Source organism: Enterobacter cloacae complex sp. P29RS, assembly GCF_014893445.1.
Lineage (GTDB): Bacteria > Pseudomonadota > Gammaproteobacteria > Enterobacterales > Enterobacteriaceae > Enterobacter > Enterobacter intestinihominis.
Window position 1 is genome coordinate 67,490 of record NZ_JADBPZ010000025.1, and the last position, 18,104, is coordinate 85,593.

Annotated in this window: 14 protein-coding genes; 5 read left to right on the forward strand and 9 right to left on the reverse strand. The window is 62.0% G+C overall.

The genetic code is table 11. The annotated features are described in order from the left end of the window. Nucleotides 1–49 precede the first annotated feature (49 nt). The 5 genes from entH to entC are packed head-to-tail and all read right to left on the reverse strand — an operon-like array spanning nucleotide 50 to nucleotide 4,875. Complete coding sequence (gene entH, locus IM282_RS18110; RefSeq protein WP_022647384.1) at nucleotides 50–463, reverse strand: proofreading thioesterase EntH; 414 nt, start codon at nucleotides 461–463, stop codon at nucleotides 50–52. Then, complete coding sequence (entA, locus tag IM282_RS18115) at nucleotides 463–1,215, reverse strand: 2,3-dihydro-2,3-dihydroxybenzoate dehydrogenase EntA (RefSeq protein ID WP_192970692.1); 753 nt, start codon at nucleotides 1,213–1,215, stop codon at nucleotides 463–465. Before entA ends, entH begins: the two co-directional genes overlap by 1 nt. Continuing rightward, the gene (locus tag IM282_RS18120) at nucleotides 1,215–2,069 is read right to left on the reverse strand and encodes an isochorismatase (RefSeq protein WP_022647383.1); all 855 of its coding nucleotides are present in this window, start codon (nucleotides 2,067–2,069) and stop codon (nucleotides 1,215–1,217) included. Before IM282_RS18120 ends, entA begins: the two co-directional genes overlap by 1 nt. Before the next feature lie 10 nt (nucleotides 2,070–2,079). Beyond that, nucleotides 2,080–3,690, reverse strand: a complete 1,611-nt coding sequence (gene entE, locus IM282_RS18125; RefSeq protein ID WP_192970693.1) for a (2,3-dihydroxybenzoyl)adenylate synthase EntE — start codon at nucleotides 3,688–3,690, stop codon at nucleotides 2,080–2,082. A 9-nt stretch (nucleotides 3,691–3,699) separates the two neighbouring features. Continuing rightward, nucleotides 3,700–4,875 (reverse strand): isochorismate synthase EntC, encoded by a 1,176-nt coding sequence (entC, locus tag IM282_RS18130; RefSeq protein ID WP_023299559.1) that lies wholly within the window; start codon nucleotides 4,873–4,875, stop codon nucleotides 3,700–3,702. A gap of 188 nt (nucleotides 4,876–5,063) precedes the next feature. Here entC and fepB point away from each other — a divergent pair, with 188 nt between their 5' ends. Next, complete coding sequence (fepB, locus tag IM282_RS18135; RefSeq protein ID WP_032676374.1) at nucleotides 5,064–6,023, forward strand: Fe2+-enterobactin ABC transporter substrate-binding protein; 960 nt, start codon at nucleotides 5,064–5,066, stop codon at nucleotides 6,021–6,023. A 77-nt stretch (nucleotides 6,024–6,100) separates the two neighbouring features. Here fepB and entS read toward each other — a convergent pair whose 3' ends face one another. Then, a complete protein-coding gene (gene entS / locus IM282_RS18140; RefSeq protein WP_023299557.1) occupies nucleotides 6,101–7,327 on the reverse strand; it encodes an enterobactin transporter EntS in 1,227 nt (408 codons plus the stop codon). Nucleotides 7,328–7,435: 108 nt separating this feature from the next. On the opposite strand from entS, the gene fepD reads away from it, so the two are divergent. Genes fepD through fepC form a run of 3 tightly spaced genes read left to right on the forward strand, consistent with a single transcriptional unit; the run spans nucleotide 7,436 to nucleotide 10,226 of the window. Beyond that, on the forward strand, nucleotides 7,436–8,440 hold the full coding sequence (gene fepD / locus IM282_RS18145) for a Fe(3+)-siderophore ABC transporter permease (protein WP_022647378.1): 1,005 nt from the start codon (nucleotides 7,436–7,438) through the stop codon (nucleotides 8,438–8,440). Continuing rightward, nucleotides 8,440–9,429: an iron-enterobactin ABC transporter permease gene (gene fepG, locus IM282_RS18150; RefSeq protein ID WP_074143152.1), complete on the forward strand. Its 990-nt coding sequence runs from the start codon at nucleotides 8,440–8,442 to the stop codon at nucleotides 9,427–9,429. Before fepD ends, fepG begins: the two co-directional genes overlap by 1 nt. Then, the gene (gene fepC, locus IM282_RS18155; protein WP_023299555.1) at nucleotides 9,426–10,226 is read left to right on the forward strand and encodes an iron-enterobactin ABC transporter ATP-binding protein; all 801 of its coding nucleotides are present in this window, start codon (nucleotides 9,426–9,428) and stop codon (nucleotides 10,224–10,226) included. The genes fepG and fepC overlap by 4 nt, the downstream gene beginning before the upstream one ends. 108 nt (nucleotides 10,227–10,334) lie before the next feature. Here fepC and entF read toward each other — a convergent pair whose 3' ends face one another. From entF to fes, 3 genes are read right to left on the reverse strand one after another with little or no spacing between them, the layout of a single operon-like run. Then, on the reverse strand, nucleotides 10,335–14,192 hold the full coding sequence (entF, locus tag IM282_RS18160; protein ID WP_192970694.1) for an enterobactin non-ribosomal peptide synthetase EntF: 3,858 nt from the start codon (nucleotides 14,190–14,192) through the stop codon (nucleotides 10,335–10,337). Next, complete coding sequence (locus IM282_RS18165; RefSeq protein WP_108367286.1) at nucleotides 14,189–14,401, reverse strand: MbtH family NRPS accessory protein; 213 nt, start codon at nucleotides 14,399–14,401, stop codon at nucleotides 14,189–14,191. The genes entF and IM282_RS18165 overlap by 4 nt, the downstream gene beginning before the upstream one ends. A gap of 10 nt (nucleotides 14,402–14,411) precedes the next feature. Next, nucleotides 14,412–15,611: an enterochelin esterase gene (gene fes / locus IM282_RS18170; protein ID WP_108367285.1), complete on the reverse strand. Its 1,200-nt coding sequence runs from the start codon at nucleotides 15,609–15,611 to the stop codon at nucleotides 14,412–14,414. Nucleotides 15,612–15,757: 146 nt separating this feature from the next. Here fes and IM282_RS18175 point away from each other — a divergent pair, with 146 nt between their 5' ends. Beyond that, a complete protein-coding gene (locus IM282_RS18175; RefSeq protein ID WP_108367284.1) occupies nucleotides 15,758–17,998 on the forward strand; it encodes a TonB-dependent siderophore receptor in 2,241 nt (746 codons plus the stop codon). Nucleotides 17,999–18,104: the final 106 nt, after the last annotated feature.

Consider the following 18,104-nt stretch of genomic DNA (forward strand, 5'->3'; position numbering starts at 1 on the left):
CGTAGGCCGGGTAAGGCGAAGCCGCCACCCGGCACTCCCGCCGCACAATCTAACCCAGCACCATCGTACTCAACCGACACGTACAGCACCGCCGCCCCTGCTCGTCGAACACCACAATCTCCCAGCTCTGACTGGAGCGGCCCAGATGCAGCGGCTGACATACGCCGCGCACCTTACCGTGAGAGACCGCACGGTGGTGCGTAGCGTTCAGTTCCGTGCCCACCACATTCTGCCCGTCGCGGGTCATCAGAAAACCGGCCATCGACCCCAGCGTTTCCGCCAGCGCCGCCGACGCACCGCCGTGCAGCAGGCCAAACGGCTGGTGGGTGCGCGCATCCACCGGCATCTCCGCTTCCAGCGTATCGTCCCCGAGGCGGGTATAGACGATGCCAAGGTGTTCCACCATCGTGTTCTGGCTAGTGGCATTCAGCTCGTCGAGGGATAAATGACGTTTCCAGATCATTACGCCCCCAGCGTGGAGCCGCCGTCCACCACGATATCCTGCAAGGTGATATGGCTGGCGGCATCGGATGCCAGGAACAGCACGGTCGCGGCAATCTCCTGCGGACGGGCAATTTTACCGAGCGGAATGCCGAGTTTGAACTGCTCGCCGAAGCCGCGAATGCGCCGCTGTTCCGCATCATCGCTGGTCCACAACGTGCGCTGCATGTCGGTATCCGTAGAACCCGGCGACACCAGGTTGCAGCGTACGCCGCTGCCCGCCAGCTCCAGCCCGACGGTCAGCGCCAGGCTTTTCAGCGCCGCTTTCGACGCGCCGTAGGCGCTCATGCCGATGCGCGGCGTGTGCGCCGCGTCAGAGGCCACCGTCACAATCGCCCCGCCCTGCTGACGACGGAACTGGCCCATCGTCTGCTGGAACAGGTTGAACGCGCCGCCGACGTTGACCGCAAAGATCTGCTGCCAGTCCTCCTGCGAAAGCTGATCCGTCGCGCCCATACGCAGAATGCCCGCCGCGTTAACCAGCACGTCGAGCCGCTCAAGGCTGCTGAGCAAACGCCCGCAGACATCACTCGCCTGCGCCGCATCCGCCACGTCCAGCGTTTCGGTGGCAAACGGATATTCGCCGTGAGGGAAAGCCAGATCGAACCCGGTCACCTGCGCCCCGGCCTCCACAAATGCCAGCGCGGTCGCATAGCCAATGCCCTTACCCGCGCCCGTCACCCAGACGGTTTTACCGGTAAAATCAAAAGCCATCACTTCACCTCGCGGGAGAGCAGCGCCCACCAGGCATCGAGGGTCGGATTTTTTGCCAGCATCACGAAATCAATGTCGCCGTGCACTTTGCGCCAGCGGGCGGCCAGCGCCATCATCCGTACTGAATCCAGACCGTAGTCGATCAGGTTTTCGTCATCCATCGGCTCGTCGGACTCGTCCAGCAGCGGCAGGATCAGCTCACGCAGCGCGGCCTTCGTTGCCGGAACAGACGGCAGCAGCTCGTCGGTCATCACCACGCGGCCCGAACGTCCGGCCACGTATTTCAGCGACATCAGGTGCTCGTCGCGGGTGAAATCCGCCAGCGCGTCAGCGATAAAGAACGGTTTGATGTCGCGCATAAAGGCGTCGGTGGCGGTGGTCATGCAGCCGATGTGGGCGTACACGCCGGTGATCAAAAGCTGGTTGCGGCCGGTCTCTTTCAGCATCTGCTCCAGCGGGGAGCGGTGAAACGCGCTGTAGCGCCACTTCACCAGCACGGTGTCCGCTTCGTCCGGGGTCAGCTCAGCGACGATGCGCTGCTGCTCCGGCGAGCGAGTCAGACCCGGCCCCCACATATCGTTCAGCAGGGCGCGGTCTTCATCGCTCTGATCTTTCGGCTGCGCGGTGTAGTACACCGGAATATTGTGCTCTTTGCAGTACGCGCGCAGTTTAGCGATGTTCGCCACCACCTGCTGCATCATGTCGCTATTTTCGCCCCAGAAATTCAGGAAGTACTCCTGCATATCGTGGATCAGCAGCGCGGCGCGCTCCGGTTCAAACGCCCAGCTTACTTTACTGGTCGGCAGTTCGGCGGCGGTTGGCAGCGCATATGCGGTTAATTTTGGAATAGCCATTCTCTGTTCCTCAGCCCCGGGCGCGTTCAGCAAGCCACAGGCGCAACTGTTTCTTATCAACTTTGCCGACCGGCGTGAGCGGAAGCGCATCCACGCTCTCCACGCGGTCCGGCAGCTTAAATTCGGCAACGCCCTGCTCGCGCAGGAAGCGGCGCACCTCCACCGCGCGCAGCGGCTGTTTCACCACCAGGTACGCGCAGCTTTTTTCGCCCAGCAGGCTGTCCTCCATGCTCACCAGCGCGGCGTGGATCACCGCGTCGTGGCGCAGCAGCAGGTTTTCGATCTCTTCGGCGGCGATTTTCTCGCCACCGCGGTTGATCTGATCTTTCTCGCGCCCCTGCACGGTGATGTAACCCTGCTCGTCGATGGCGATCAGATCGCCCGAGCAGTAGAAGCCGTTGGCATCGAAGGCGCTGGCGTTGTGGTCCGGGCTGTTGAAATAGCCGCGGAAGGTGTAAGGGCCGCGCGTCATCAGACGCCCGACCTCCCCGCGCGGCAGCGGGTTACCGTCCTCGTCCGCCACCCACACTTCATCGTCCGGGCACATCGGGCGGCCCTGGGTATTGATGATGCGCTCCGGCGCATCGTCGAGGGCGGTATAGTTCACCAGCCCTTCCGCCATGCCAAATACCTGCTGAAGCTGGCAGCCAATTTCCGCCGGAATGCGCGCCGCAAGCGTGGCGGAGAGGCGCGCGCCGCCCACCTGGAGCAGCCTGAGGGATTTCAGCTGGGCGTTCCCCGCGCCGTCGGCAATCGCCTGCAACCACAGGCTGACCGCGGGCGGCACCAGCGAGGTGACGTTTATCTGATGCTGCTCAATCAGCGAGAAGCAGAGCGTGGCGCTCGGATCGTTCGCCAGCACCACGCAGCCACCCGCCGTGAAAACGCCTAACGATCCTGGCGAGCTCATGGCGTAGTTATGCGCCGCGGGAAGGGCGTTCAGATAGCGGGTGTGCGCAGTGATACCGCAGATTTCGTTGCTGCGACGGATGCTGTAGTCGTAATCGTTATGCGTGCGCGGGATCAGCTTCGGCGTGCCGGTGCTGCCGCCGGAGAGCTGGAAGAACGCCACTTCGTCGGCGGGCGTCGGGTTCGGGATGAAATTGTCCGCCGGGCGCGCAATCGCCGCCTCCAGCGCATGTTCGCCCTTATCGCCACGCAGCAGCACAACGCGTACCGAGCGATGCGCATCCACAAAGGTGTTGAGAAAATTATCGCCTGAGAACAGCGCGTGGTCGCGATCGGCAATCAGTACGGCGGGTTTGATCTGCTCCGCGTAGGCGTTGAGTTCACTGCGCTGATGGCTAAAGAGCGCGTTGACCGGCGCGACGCCGATTTGCAGTAGCGCGAAGAAGGTGATGTAGAACTCGGCCACGTTGCCAAGCTGCACCAGCGCGGTCTCACCGCGATGCAGCCCCTGCGCCTGAAGGGAGGACGCCAGATTCGTCACCGCCTGATTAAACGCGCGGTAGGTGATGCGGCGATCGCCGTCAATTATCGCGACCGTATCGCTGTCCGCATGGTCCGTCAGGATGTGGGTCAACGGCAGATCCTGCCAGTAGCCTTTTTCACGGTAGCGGCGGGCAAAATCCTCAGGCCAGCGGGTAAAAGGGATGGTCATGAGTATTCCTTAGTGCAAACCAAACACGTTGAGCATGGTGGAGAGCTTCACGCCCGTCTCGCGCCACTCGCCGACCGGGGAGGAAGCAGGCACAATGCCCGCGCCGGCAAACAGGCGAACGGTATTCTGATGCAGCCGCGCGCAGCGGATAGTTACCACCCACTCGCCGTTACCTTCGCTGTCGCACCAGCCGACGATGCCGCCGAACAGCTCGCGGTCGAACGGCTCCAGCTCGGCAATCAGCTCTTTTGCCGCCTGATGTGGGAAGCCGCTCAGCGCGGGCGTCGGGTGCAGCAGGCAAGCCAGCGTCAGGGCGTTCTCGTTTTCACGTGCCTCACCTTCTACCGGCGTGGCCAGATGCCACAGCGTCGGGGTGGTGATGAGCTGCGGGGAAGCCGGCATGCTCAGATGATGGCTACGCGGTTCCAGAATGGTTTTCATCGCCTGCGTGACCAGATCGTGCTCATGGCGGTCTTTTTCGGAGGCCAGCAGCTTAGTGCCCGCTTCGCGATCCAGCACATCGTCCGGCTGACGGCGCGCAGAGCCTGCCAGCGGCAGCGAGCTAAAGTGCGCGCCCTCTTTGCGCAGCAGCAGTTCCGGGCTGGCGCCCAGCAGCACGCCGCCGTCTTCCAGCGGTACGTGGAAGTTAAAGCTCGCCGGGTTCTGGGCGATAAGACGCTCCATCAGCGCGCTGCTATCGATCTGTTTGTCGGTAGCGATATCAATCAGGCGCGACAGCACCACCTTATTCACCTGCGGCGTAGCGGTGAGCGACGCGGCGCGAGCAACCATCTCCTCGAAAACCGGCTGCGACGGGATCTCGGTGCGCTGTTGCACGTTCAGCGTCTGCGCGCCGGAGGCATAACGTGCGGACTGCTGACGCGCCGGGCGGGAGAAGGTTTGCCAGCGTTGCGGAATAAACAGCGATGACGGTTTGCGGGTATCGAAGGGGATCGCCCCTACCATCACCGGATGGGCAATGCCGCTGTTTTTCGCATTCCGGAAAGCCTGAGCTAATTTCTGCTGAAAGGGACCCGCCGGATCGTCACCGCCGACGGCGGGTTCAGAAAAACGGGCAAAACAGCCGGACGTGGTAAAACTGCGGTAAGGCGACATAAAGAAAAAGCTGTCTGATTGCAGCGTTGTCGCGGTGTGCTGAACTTCCTCAGCCAGGGACGTGTCCATATCATCCTCCTTAAAATGATAAAAGAAGCAATAATGATTATCATTTATATTTTCGTCGGCTAACCTAATCCCACATCGCCCCGCTGTCAACCGTCGGGCAAATAACTTGTGCGACAAACGCTTGCATCCCTTCCCTACAGCCCTGAAAATGAGAAGCATTATCTTCAATAAAATCAGGATGCCGCTCTGTGAAAATCGCTGCCGTTTGCCGCAATGCCCTTCTTTTAACAGGACTTTTTGTTTTAGGACTAACCTCAGCCCTCGCCGCCGACTGGCCGCGCCAGGTCACCGACAGCCGCGGCGTTCACACGCTTGAGAGCAAACCGACGCGCATTGTCTCCACCAGCGTGACCTTAACCGGCTCCCTGCTGGCCATTGACGCGCCGGTCATTGCCAGCGGCGCGACCACGCCAAACAACCGCGTGGCGGATGCGCAGGGCTTCCTGCGTCAGTGGGGCGATATCGCCAAACAGCGTAAGGTTGCCCGGCTGTACATCGGCGAGCCGAGCGCCGAAGCCGTCGCGGCCCAGATGCCGGACCTGATTTTGATCAGCGCCACCGGCGGGGATTCCGCGCTGGCGCTCTACGATCAGCTTTCCGCCATCGCGCCGACGCTTATCATTAACTACGACGACAAAAGCTGGCAGGAACTGCTGACCCAACTGGGGACGATCACCGGGCAGGAGACACAGGCCGCAGAGCGCATCGCTGCCTTCGACAAACAGCTCGCCAAGGTGAAACAGCAGATGAAGCTGCCGCCACAGCCGGTGAACGCCATCGTCTACACCGCCGCGGCGCACACGGCGAACCTGTGGACGACAGACTCCGCGCAGGGCAAGCTTTTGCACCAGTTGGGCTTTACGCTGGCCGACGTACCTGCCGGGTTGCACACCTCAAAAAGTCAGGGCAAACGCCACGACATTATCCAGTTAGGGGGTGAAAACCTGGCGACGGGGCTGAACGGCGAAGGGCTGTTCGTGTTTGCCGGCGATCAGAAAGACGTGGACGCGATTTACGCCAACCCGCTGCTGGCGCATCTGCCGTCGGTGAAGAACAAGCGCGTCTGGGCATTAGGAACCGAGACGTTCCGCCTGGATTATTACAGCGCGATGTTGGTGTTGCAGCGTTTGAATTCAATTTTTAAATAAGTGGCACGTTCCCCGTAGGCCCGGTAAGCGCAGCGCCACCGGGCGTTTTGTCGGGTGGCGGCTACGCCTTACCTGACCTACAGGGTTTGCCTGAACCGACGCAACTCCACCAGAACCGCCAATAAAATCACGCCAACAACGGCTAACACAAACCCGCTGCTGCTCGCCGACGCCACCGGGGTCATTATCGCCCCCAGCCCGCCGAGGATCGCCGCGCCAATCGCATCGCCCGTGACGTTCTGCGCCGTCCACAGGCCGTTAATGCGCCCGAGCATCCCTTCCGGCGTCTGGGTCTGGATCAGGGTGTACTGTAAAAGAGAGCTGACCGCGCTCAGCCAGCCGAAAATCACCAGACACATCACCCCCAGCGCCCACACCGGCATCAGGCTAAAGAAACCAATGGCGATAAACGAGGCCAGCGTCGCCACCAGCATGATCAACCCCGGTCTCGCGCTCTGCGCCAGGTTGCCGCTGGTCAGCGCCCCGAAGGCCGCACCGAGCGGAATGGCGGCGTACAGCACGCCAATCTCTGAGGCGCTCATCTGCCACTCACCCGCCAGCGCCGGATACAGCACGCGCACGGCGCTCGCCATCGTCAGCAGGCCGCCGAGCAGCGCAATCCCGCCAATCAATGGGTTGCTGAACAGGAAACGAATCGCGGCCATCAGGGACTTCAGCGGATGCTCGCGCGGCTGCGGCGGGGGTGGCAGGAGCGGCAGACGCAGTAGCGTCAGGGTGGTAATAAACGTTCCCGCCGCGGCAAGGCCGTAGTTCCACGCCACGTTGCCGGTCGCCAGCAACAGACCGCCCACCATCGGCGAAATCACCGAGCCGAGACGTACGGTGAGCATGGTGATCGCCCCCGCCTGCATCAGGTTCTCGCGCCCGACCAGCGCGGGCGTGGCCGCCAGCAGCGCCGTCACGCCTAACGAAGCAAAAAAGCCGTCCCACAATCCCAGCACGTAAATGGCCACCAGCGACGGCTCCGGCAGCATGGCGTTCAGACACAGCCCGACAAAGCCCACCCCGCAGGTGCCGCGCGCCAGCAGGATCAGCTTTTTACGCTCGTAGCGGTCCGCCAGCACGCCGCCCACCATCAGGCCGATAAACATCGCCCCGCCGGTTAAGGTGACGGATAACCCCACCAGCCAGCTGGAGTGAGTCATGGTCTGGATTTGCACCGGTACGGCCACACCAAGCAGACCGAGGGACAAAATGGAGATAAAGCGAGCGATAAAAACGGCGCGATACGCCGGGTGTGTTTTGAGCAGGCTGAGGTTAAGCAGCCAGGATTTTTGATTCATGACAAAGCCTTGAGTCTATTTCTACCCATTCCATGGGCGCACATGCTAACATAGCCAAATAAGATAGATAACGATAATCACTATCATTATCAAATCATGGATGTTGCTATGTCGTTTTCCTCTTCTGCGGTGCGCGCCCTTGCCGTGCCCGTTTTATTGCTACTGCTAATCCTTGCGATTGCACTCAGCCTGCTGGTCGGCGCAAAACCGCTGCCCGCGTCCGTTATTGTCGATGCGCTATCCGGTACCTGTCAGAGCGCCGACTGCACCATCGTGCTCGACGCTCGCCTGCCCCGCACCCTTGCCGGATTGCTGGCTGGCGGTGCGCTCGGCCTTGCCGGTGCCCTGATGCAAACCCTCACCCGCAACCCGCTGGCGGACCCCGGCATTCTCGGCGTTAACTCCGGCGCCAGCTTTGCCATCGTGCTCGGCGCAGCGCTGTTTGGATTTACGTCCCCCTCTGAACAGCTGATGATGGCTTTTTGCGGCGCGCTGGCGGCCTCGCTGGTAGTGGCGTTTACCGGCAGCCAGGGCGGCGGCCAGCTCAGCCCGGTACGCTTAACGCTGGCGGGCGTAGCGCTCGCGGCGGTACTGGAAGGCTTGTCCAACGGCATCGCCCTGCTCAACCCGGACGTGTATGACCAGCTGCGCTTCTGGCAGGCGGGTTCGCTGGATATTCGTACCCTTGAAACCTTAAAGGTGGTGGTGATCCCGACGATCGTCGCTGCCGCCGTGGCGCTCTGTTTAAGCCGGGCGCTGAACAGCCTGAGCCTCGGCAGCGATACCGCGACCGCCCTCGGCAACCGTGTGGCGCGCACGCAGCTGACGGGGCTACTCGCCATTACCGTGCTCTGCGGCAGCGCGACCGCCGTGGTCGGGCCGATTGCCTTTATCGGCCTGATGATGCCGCACATGGCGCGCTGGCTGGTGGGGGCGGATCACCGCTGGTCGCTGCCGGTCACGCTGCTGGCGACCCCTGCCCTGCTGCTCTTTGCCGACGTACTGGGCCGCCTGCTGGTGCCGGGTGAACTTCGCGTCTCGGTGGTCAGCGCCTTTATCGGCGCGCCGGTGCTGATCTTCCTGGTTCGACGCAGACGCGGGGGTGGCGCATGATGGCCCCGTCCCGTCGTTTACTTACCAGCGTCGCCCTGCTGGTCGTCGCCAGTCTGCTGCTGACGGTCTGGAGCCTGCAAAGCGGTGCCGTAACGCTTGATTTCGCGCAGGTCTTTCACGCTCTCAGCGGCAGCGCGCCGCGTAACATCACCATGGTGGTCACCGAATGGCGACTGCCGCGCGTGGCGATGGCGATCCTGGTGGGCGCGGCGCTTGGCGTCAGCGGCGCGATATTCCAGTCGCTGATGCGTAACCCCCTCGGGAGCCCGGACGTGATGGGCCTGAATACCGGCGCGTGGAGCGGCGTGCTGGTGGCGATGGTGCTGTTCGGGCAGCATCTTACGGCCATTACCTTTACGGCGATGGCGGGCGGTATTCTCACCTCCCTGCTTATCTGGGCCCTGGCCTGGCGCAACGGCATCGACACCTTCCGTCTGATCATCATCGGGATCGGCATCCGTGCGATGCTGATGGCGTTCAACACCTGGCTTCTGCTACAGGCATCGCTGGAAACCGCGCTCTCCGCCGGGCTGTGGTACGCCGGCTCCCTCAACGGTCTGACGTGGGGAAAAACCTGGCCCGCCGCGCCGCTGATTTTGCTGATGTTTATTGGCGCGTTGCTGCTGGTCAGGCGCATGCGGCTGCTGGAGATGGGCGACGACAGCGCCTGCGCGCTGGGCGTGAGCGTAGAGCGCTCGCGCCTGATGCTGATGCTGGTGGCGGTCTTGCTGACCGCAGCGTCTACCGCCATCGCCGGGCCGATCTCGTTTATTGCCCTCGTGGCCCCGCATATCGCGCGGCGTCTTAGCGGTACCGCGCGCTGGGGATTAACCCAGGCGGCGCTGTGCGGCGCATTGTTACTGCTGGCCGCCGATCTCTGCGCTCAGCAGCTGTTTATGCCTTATCAACTGCCGGTGGGCGTGGTGACCGTCAGCCTCGGCGGGATTTACCTCATCGTCTTGCTCGTTCAGGAGTCACGCAAGAAATGACAGATTCAACATTCCGCTTGCGCGGCGAAAACTTGACCCTCGGCTACGGCAAAAAAATCATTGCCCGGGATTTATCCGTGTCCATTCCGGACGGCCACTTCACCGCCATTATCGGCCCGAACGGTTGCGGCAAATCGACCCTGCTGCGCACGCTGAGCCGCCTGATGTCGCCGGTTGAGGGTAGCGTGTTCCTCGACGGGGAGCAGATCCAGCGCTTCGCCAGCAAAGAGGTGGCGCGCCGAATTGGCCTGCTGGCGCAAAACGCCACCACGCCGGGGGATATTACCGTGCAGGAGCTGGTCTCCCGCGGGCGCTACCCGCACCAGCCGCTGTTTACCCGCTGGCGCAAGGAGGACGACGAGGCGGTGAAGCGCGCGATGCAGGCGACGGGCATCACCAATCTGGCCCAGCAAAGCGTCGATACTCTCTCCGGCGGACAGCGCCAGCGCGCCTGGATTGCAATGGTACTGGCGCAGGAAACCTCGATTATGCTGCTGGACGAGCCGACAACCTGGCTCGATATCAGCCATCAGATTGATCTGCTGGAGCTGCTGAGCGAACTGAACCGCACGCAGGGGTACACCCTGGCGGCAGTGCTGCACGACTTAAATCAGGCGTGCCGCTACGCGACGCATCTGATTGCGCTGCGCGACGGCGAGATTGTGGCGCAGGGCGCGCCGAAGGAGATTGTGACGCCGGATCTGATCGCGCGGATCTACGGCATGCGCTGCATGATTATTGACGATCCGGTGGCGGGTACGCCGCTGGTGGTGCCGTTGGGCAAGCGTGCGGTCTGATGCCCTCACCCCAGCCCTCTCCCACAGGGAGAGGGAGCAAACCCAACAAACATCAACCACGGTTCCGTAGGCCGGGTAAGGCGTAGCCGCCACCCGGCGCTTTTGACGTTACCCCAAAATATTCTTCAACACCGGCCCAATCTTCTCAAACGCCTGCGGTGAAATAATATCCACGTGGGCGCAGTCCTGGCTGTACACCTCCAGCGCACTCACCCACGGCGCCCATGCGGCCTGCGGATCCATGGTTCGCGTGCGTTCGGCGACAAACAGCGTCGCTTTACCGTCGAACCGTGAACTATGCGCGGTGGTGAGCAGCCGCACCGCATCGGCGTAGTTGCCTTCAATAGCGTTAAACAGCTCGCTGGAACCTTGCCCCTGCTGGGCGGCGATAAACGCCTGACGCTCGCGCTCAATTTCCGCCAGCACCTCCGGATCGAGGCCATTAGCCTCTTTCTCCGCCCAGTTCTGGGTTTCCGGCGGCCAGGTATCCAGCAGGCCGAGGAACGCTACGTTTTCACCCTGCTCGCGCAGACGCGCCGCAATGCCCTGCGCCAGCGTGCCGCCGAGGGAATAGCCGAACAGATAATACGGCCCCTGCGGCTGCTGCTTACGCAACGTGTTCAGATGATGTTCGATCACCGCATCGAGATCCGCACACTGCTCCATCGGCCCCTCAGGCCGGGGAGACTGAATACCGACGATTGACCAGCGCGGGCTGAGGTAGCGCGCCAGGACGCTAAACTGCCAGGCAAAGCCGGACGCCGGATGGAAGCAGAACAGCGTGGGGCCGTTGCTTTCACGCAGCGGGAGAACAGTTTCATACCCCAGACGCTGCGCCTGCTCGTCGCTCATCTGCGAGTCCAGCAGGCCGCTAAGCTTACTCACCGTCGAGGCGACCATAATCTGGCCCGGCGTGACCTTACGGCTGAACGCACGGCTGAGCTGAGCCGCGAGGCGCATCGCCAGCAGCGAGTGGCCGCCGAGGGCAAAGAAATCGGCTTCGATATCGTTCACTGCGCAGCCCAGCAGGGCAGAAAACGCCTGCGCCACGGCGACTTCGGTTTGTGTCTCAGGCGCGCGACCAGAGGTTTTGCTGGTCAGCTCCGGCAGCGGCAACGCCTTGCGATCCAGCTTGCCGTTGGCGCTTAACGGCAGCGCGCTGATTTGCAGCAGCACCACCGGCACCATATGTGGCGGCAGCCGGGCTTTGAGTGATGCTAGCAGCGCGTCGCGATCCAGCGGTAAGCCGGATTCGGAGACAACGTACCCCACCAGCTGGCGGGCATCGCCACCTGTCGCCGCTGCCTGGTTGAACACGCAGGCGTGCGCCACGGCCTGGGCCACATCCGGCAGCGCAAGCATGGCCCGGTCGATTTCGCCCAGCTCAATGCGCTGTCCGCGGATTTTTAACTGGTCATCGCTGCGGCCCAGATATTCTACCGCGCCGTTGTCCAGCCAGCGGGCAACGTCCCCGGTGCGGTACATCCGCTCGCCGGGGGCAAACGGATCGGCGATAAAGCGGCTGGCGGTAAGGTCGGGGCGTCCCAGATACCCCTGCGCCAGCTGGATGCCGGTGAGATACAGATCCCCCGCCACGCCGAACGGCACCGGGCGCATCATCGCGTCCAGAATGCGCAGCCCCGTATTCCACACCGGGAAGCCGATCGGCACGCTGTTCCCTTCCACCGCCGCCAGCTCGGGGCCGTACGCCGGATACCAGCTGACGTCCACCGCCGCTTCTGTCGGGCCATAGAGGTTGTGCAGCGGCGCATGGGTGAGCTGTTCCCACTCGCGGCACAGCGCAGTCGGCAACGCCTCGCCGCTACAGAACACCTGCTTCAGCGTCCTGCAACAGTCGACGTTTTCCGGCGTCAGCGAGGCGACGAACGCCGCCAGCATCGACGGCACGAAGTGGGTGGTGGTTACGCCATATTGTGCGAAGAAGCTCTGCATCGCCTGCGGATCGCGGTGCGCGTCCGGCTCGGCCATCACCAGCTTCGCCCCGGCGATAAACGGCCACCAGAACTCCCACACCGACACGTCAAAGCTGCACGGCGTTTTCTGCGCCACCACGTCATGCGCCGCCAGTGGATAATGATCCTGCATCCACTTCAGGCGGTTAACGATGGCGGTATGGCCGACCATCACGCCTTTTGGTCGTCCCGTCGAACCGGAGGTAAAGATTATGTACGCGGTCTGCTCCGGCTTCGCCAGGCGCAGAGGTTCAGCATCGGTGGCCGGTAATAGTGTGTTGTAACTAAAGGTGGCGATCGGCAGATCGTTAAAGCGCGGAAGCTGCTCGTCGGTGGTAATGAGCAGCGACGGCTTCGCGTCCTCCAGCATCATCCGCAGACGGTCGTCCGGGTAACCGGTATCCAGCGGCAGCCAGGCGGCGCCAGCTTCAACAATCCCGTGCAGCGCCAGGGTCAGGAACACCGAGCGCGGGAGCGCCACCGCCACGCTGTCGCCCGGCTTCACGCCGCGCGCGCGCAGCAGATTTGCCAGCGCGACCACCTGCTCGCGCATCTGGCGGTAGTTCAGCTCAGTATGGGCATCCGCCAGCGCCGGGGCGTCCGGCGTTTTGCTCGCCTGCTCCGCGACAAGGTCCGCCAGCGTGGTGGACGGCAGCGCCAGCCCGGTATCGTTGATTCGCGCCAGCCGCGCGTATTCCTGCTCTGATACGGTTTCCACGTCGCCACAGCGCAGCTCCGGGTTGGCGGCAAACTGCGTCAGCATTGCGTTCAGCCGCGCCGCGTGCCCCTTCAGCGTCGCCTCGTCGTAACGCTGCCTGTTGGCGAGGATCTCAATGCTTAGTCCGCCCTGCTCGTCCGGGAATAGCGCCAGCTCCAGATCGTTCACCGGGCCGGTCGCCAGCGTGTGGGTAATGGCCTCCACGCCGTCGATATCCAGCTGATAATCGAACACCTTGACGTTCAGCACCGGACCAAACAAGGGTTCGTCCCCTGCTGCCTGCCCGCTGTCGCGCACGATCTGCTCGGCGTCGTAGCGCTGATGGCGGCGCATCTTTTTCAGCTGGTTCGCCAGGCGCAGCGCCAGCGCTGGCAAGCTCTCGTGCGGGCAAATATTCACCGCCAGCGGCAGGACGTTGAGCACCGGTCCGGTCGCGGTCAGCGCGGCGGAGCCCATGCGGCGCATAAAGATAAACCCGGCGGCGTAGTCCAGCCGTCCGGTCAGGCGGCCCAGCCACAGCGCCACCAGCGCAAGCGCCAGATCGGTTCGCTGCGTTTGCCCGGCCGCCTGTGCAAGCTGGCTAAACGCACGGCCGTCCATCGCCATTTTCAGGCGCAGGATGTCGGTGGTGGCGGCACGTCCCGGCAGGGGCGCCGAAGAGAGCGAGACCGGAGAAGGAAGCTGTTGGCGCTGTTCGGCCCAGAAAGCACCGTCGCGCTGATACGCCTCGCTGTCGCGATAGCGCTGATACTCCTCCACCACCTCGGCGAACGGAGTAAACGGGGAGGCGGGCGCAGGTTCACCTTTCTGCCACGCAGCGTAAATGGCGGCGATCTGACGGGTAATGGCCGGGAAACTGAAGCCATCTACCACCAGATGATGATACCGCTGATACCAGTACCAGTGGTTTTCTCCCACCTGAATCAGCTGGTGAAACGCCAGCGGCTGGCCGCTGTCGACGCGCAGGTTCTGGTTGAGATCGGCCTCCATCAGCGCCACGGCGGCGTCGTGGGAGTTAACGCGCACAATGGACGGCTCCGGCAGGATCATGGCCTCATCGACCCACTGCCACACCTCGCCGTTATCCTCGGTGAAACGCATCCGCAGGGTGTCGGCCTGCATCATGCCTTCAGCGATGGCTTTTGCCAGCAACGGCGCGTCGATAGCGCCTTTCAGTTCGGTGTAGTGCGCCACGCTCCAGGCGTTTGGCAGGGAGGAAAGCTGCTCTGCCATCCAGATCCCCGGCTGGGCGGCGACAAGAGGGAGACGGTTCATGCGCGCTCCCCCGCAAAACAAGACGGCTCAAGCGTCTGCCACTGTTCCGCCAGCCACTGCTGGCACGCCTCCTGAGATTGCGGTTCGCACACCACGCGCCAGCCCGCGGGCAACTCGCACTCCTGCGGCCACAGGCTGTACTGCCCCTGGTCATTTTGCAAAATGGCGAACTGTCCCTGCGGATTATCGAAAGGATTGCTGAATTCCATACAGACTCCGTTATTGAATAAGCGGCTGCCAGAGGGTCATCAGCCCCTGTGTCAGCCCACCGCGCCAGCAAAGCGCATCGTGTCCGCCGTCAACCTGACGCCAGAAAACCGGTTGCTGAGTGTGTAGTTCGGCGAGGATCGCCTGGTTTGCGCGTAAGATAAGCGGCTCGTTGCGCCCAGCCTCAAGGACGATGCGCAGCCCGCGAGCGGTTTTTTCACCCGCTTTGAGTTGTTCAATGAGCAGCCCGTCCTGCTGCGCGCCGCGGTGCGGCCACCAGTAGGATCCGGACTGGCTGAGGATGCAGCCAAAACGCTGCGGCCAGTTGAGGCCCGCATAGAGGGAAGAGAGCCCGCCGAAGCTTTGGCCCGCCACCACGGTATGGTCGGCGCGGTCGCTGAACGGGGCCATGCTTTTCACCTGCGGGAGGAGTTCGTCCTGCACCGCCAGCCAGAAATCAGGGTTGCACGGCAGCTCGCGGCTGCGGTGTGCGGTGTCAATGACGTCGATTAAGACATAAACCGCAGGCGGCAGTTTGCCTTCATGGGTGAGCGACGCCAGCGCAGGCCAGACGGGCATGCTTTCGGCCCAGAACTGCCCGTCAAGCAGCACCGCCAGCGGGCGCTCGGGGCTTTCATCGCCGGTGGTAAAAATCCACACGCGGCGATGGTTCTTCAGACGCGCGCTGTGCCACTCAATGCAGACAGGCTTTTTGTAAGGGGTATCGGGATGGTTCCAGCCGGGCTGTACGGGCGCCTCCGGCATCTCCAGCGCCGAGACGGCGTGCCCGCGCCCGCCGCGCCAGCTCTGCGCATTCAGCGGATCGGAAACCGCGTGCGGCAGCAGTTTGCGCCAGCCTTCGCGCAGCGCCATGCGGTCCAGCTGCTCGCCTTCAAACACTGCGCTGGCAAAATCATCTTCATTGTCGGAGGGGATAAAACAGTAGCTGCCGCGCCATTCGGGGCTGAACTCGCCCTGCCACTGCCAGACGTCGGTATCCGGGATACGTTCAAGGGACTGCGGACGGGCATTTTGATGGTGATCGGTCACGCCGGTGACGTAGAGCCAGACGCGTTTAATCGTCGACGTTTTCTGCGTTCCCGCCGGGTCCCGCCACCAGAATGTCACGCGATAGTTTTCCTGATGACGTTCCCGTTCCGGCCCGTTTTTCGCCTGCCACCACGCTTCACTTCCGGTTGTTAACGCCGTCACCCTTATAACCCCATGTTTAACAGTCTTTTTTGTTTCAGAGCAAATTTTATTGATAATATTATTGATAACTATTTGCATTTGCAATAGCGTAATGCCCGCGCTGTGGGAAGCGCGCTCATTAAATAACCATAAAAGCGGGACGTACAATGAATAAGAAGATTCACTCTCTGGCCTTGCTGGTCAATTTAGGGATTTATGGTGTCGCGCTGCCCGCCATGGCAGACGACAAGACCGCCTCCGCGCAGCACGAAGACACCATGGTGATCACCGCCGCCGAGCAGAATTTGCAGGCGCCGGGCGTGTCAACCATCACCGCCGATGAGATCCGCAAAAACCCGCCCGCGCGCGACGTGGCGGAAATCATCCGCACCATGCCGGGCGTTAACCTGACCGGCAACTCCACCAGCGGCCAGCGCGGGAACAACCGTCAGATTGACATTCGCGGCATGGGCCCGGAAAACACCCTGATCCTGATTGACGGCAAGCCGGTCACCAGCCGCAACTCCATCCGTCTGGGCTGGCGCGGCGAGCGTGACACCCGCGGCGATACCGGCTGGGTACCGCCAGAGATGATCGAGCGCATCGAAGTGATCCGTGGCCCGGCCGCTGCACGCTACGGTAACGGCGCGGCGGGCGGCGTGGTGAACATCATCACCAAAAAATTCGACGACCAGTGGCACGGCTCCTGGAACACCTATCTGAACGCGCCAGAACATAAGGACGAAGGTTCGACTAAACGCACCAACTTCAGCCTGAGCGGCCCGCTGGGCGGCGACTTCAGCTTCCGCATGTTTGGTAACCTGGACAAAACCCAGGCCGATGCGTGGGACATCAACCAGGGTCACCAGTCTGAACGTACCGGTGCCTACGCCAACACCCTGCCCGCAGGCCGTGAAGGTGTGGAAAACAAAGACATCAACGGCGTGGTGCGCTGGGACTTTGCACCGATGCAGTCGCTGGAGTTTGAAGCGGGCTACAGCCGCCAGAACAACCTGTATGCGGGCGACACGCAGAACACCAACAACGACAACGCGCTGGTGAAGAAGAACTACGGTAAAGAGACAAACCGCATTTATCGTCAGAACTTCGCCGTGACCTGGAACGGCGGCTGGGATAACGGCATTACCACCAGCAACTGGGCGCAGTACGAGCACACCCGCAACTCCCGTCTGGGTGAAGGACTGGCGGGCGGTACTGAAGGTCTGTTCAACAGCAATAAATTCACCGACACCGATCTGTCCGACGTGATGCTGCACAGCGAAATCAACCTGCCGATTGATTTCATTGTGAACCAGAACCTGACGCTTGGCACCGAGTGGAACCAGCAGCGCATGAAGGACTCGACCTCCTTCACGCAAACCCAGCAGGGCGGCACCATCCCGGGCATGAGCGAAGACCGTAGCCCCTACACGTCAGCGGAGATCTTCTCCCTGTTCGCCGAAAACAACATGGAGCTGACCGACAGCACCATGCTGACCCCTGCCCTGCGCTTCGATCACCACACTATTGTCGGCAATAACTGGAGCCCGTCCCTGAACCTGTCGCAAGGTCTGGGGGATGACTTCACCCTGAAGATGGGCATCGCGCGCGCCTATAAAGCGCCAAGCCTGTATCAGACCAACCCGAACTACCTGCTGTACAGTAAAGGCCAGGGCTGCTACGCCAGCTCCGACGGCGTGGGCTGCTACATGATGGGTAACGACGATCTGAAAGCGGAAACCAGCATCAACAAAGAGATTGGCCTGGAGTGGAAACGCGACGGCTGGCTGGCGGGCGTGACCTGGTTCCGCAACGACTATCGCAACAAGATTGAAGCGGGCTACGCGCCGATTGGCCAGACGTCCACCGGCAAAGTCACCACCGATATCTACCAGTGGGAAAACGTACCGAAGGCGGTAGTGGAAGGTCTGGAAGGCTCCCTGAACGTACCGGTCAGCGATACCATCAACTGGACCAACAACATCACTTACATGCTGCAAAGCAAGAACAAGGAGACCGGCGATCGTCTGTCGATCATCCCGGAGTATACGCTGAACTCTACCCTGAGCTGGCAGGTACGTCAGGATGTCTCATTGCAGTCGACCTTCACCTGGTACGGCAAGCAGCAGCCGAAGAAGTACAACTACAAAGGTCAGCCGGTGACCGGGTCTGAGAAAGACGAAGTCAGCCCGTACAGCATCGTTGGCCTGAGCGCGACCTGGGACGTGACGAAAAACGTCAGCCTGACCGGCGGCGTGGACAACGTCTTCGACAAGCGCCAGTGGCGCGCCGGTAACGCCCAGACCACGGGTAATACCACGACGGGTGCGTATATGTACGGTGCGGGTGCGTATACGTATAATGAACCGGGTCGCACCTGGTACATGAGCGTGAATACGAGGTTCTGATACAGGCAGTGACTTCCCCCTCTCCCTGTGGGCTGAGGGATCCCCAGTAATTTTTTTATGCAGAAGCAATAAAGTTGCTTTCTAAATGACTGAGGGCTGTCAGCGA

What these genes read in the sequence shown, in the direction of transcription:
- entH (WP_022647384.1), bottom strand. Translation starts at nt 463, where the DNA reads ATGATCTGGAAACGTCATTTATCCCTCGACGAGCTGAATGCCACTAGC.
- entA (WP_192970692.1), bottom strand. Translation starts at nt 1,215, where the DNA reads ATGGCTTTTGATTTTACCGGTAAAACCGTCTGGGTGACGGGCGCGGGT.
- IM282_RS18120 (WP_022647383.1), bottom strand. Translation starts at nt 2,069, where the DNA reads ATGGCTATTCCAAAATTAACCGCATATGCGCTGCCAACCGCCGCCGAA.
- entE (WP_192970693.1), bottom strand. Translation starts at nt 3,690, where the DNA reads ATGACCATCCCTTTTACCCGCTGGCCTGAGGATTTTGCCCGCCGCTAC.
- entC (WP_023299559.1), bottom strand. Translation starts at nt 4,875, where the DNA reads ATGGACACGTCCCTGGCTGAGGAAGTTCAGCACACCGCGACAACGCTG.
- entS (WP_023299557.1), bottom strand. Translation starts at nt 7,327, where the DNA reads ATGAATCAAAAATCCTGGCTGCTTAACCTCAGCCTGCTCAAAACACAC.
- fepD (WP_022647378.1), top strand. Translation starts at nt 7,436, where the DNA reads ATGTCGTTTTCCTCTTCTGCGGTGCGCGCCCTTGCCGTGCCCGTTTTA.
- fepG (WP_074143152.1), top strand. Translation starts at nt 8,440, where the DNA reads ATGGCCCCGTCCCGTCGTTTACTTACCAGCGTCGCCCTGCTGGTCGTC.
- fepC (WP_023299555.1), top strand. Translation starts at nt 9,426, where the DNA reads ATGACAGATTCAACATTCCGCTTGCGCGGCGAAAACTTGACCCTCGGC.
- entF (WP_192970694.1), bottom strand. Translation starts at nt 14,192, where the DNA reads ATGAACCGTCTCCCTCTTGTCGCCGCCCAGCCGGGGATCTGGATGGCA.
- IM282_RS18165 (WP_108367286.1), bottom strand. Translation starts at nt 14,401, where the DNA reads ATGGAATTCAGCAATCCTTTCGATAATCCGCAGGGACAGTTCGCCATT.
- IM282_RS18175 (WP_108367284.1), top strand. Translation starts at nt 15,758, where the DNA reads ATGAATAAGAAGATTCACTCTCTGGCCTTGCTGGTCAATTTAGGGATT.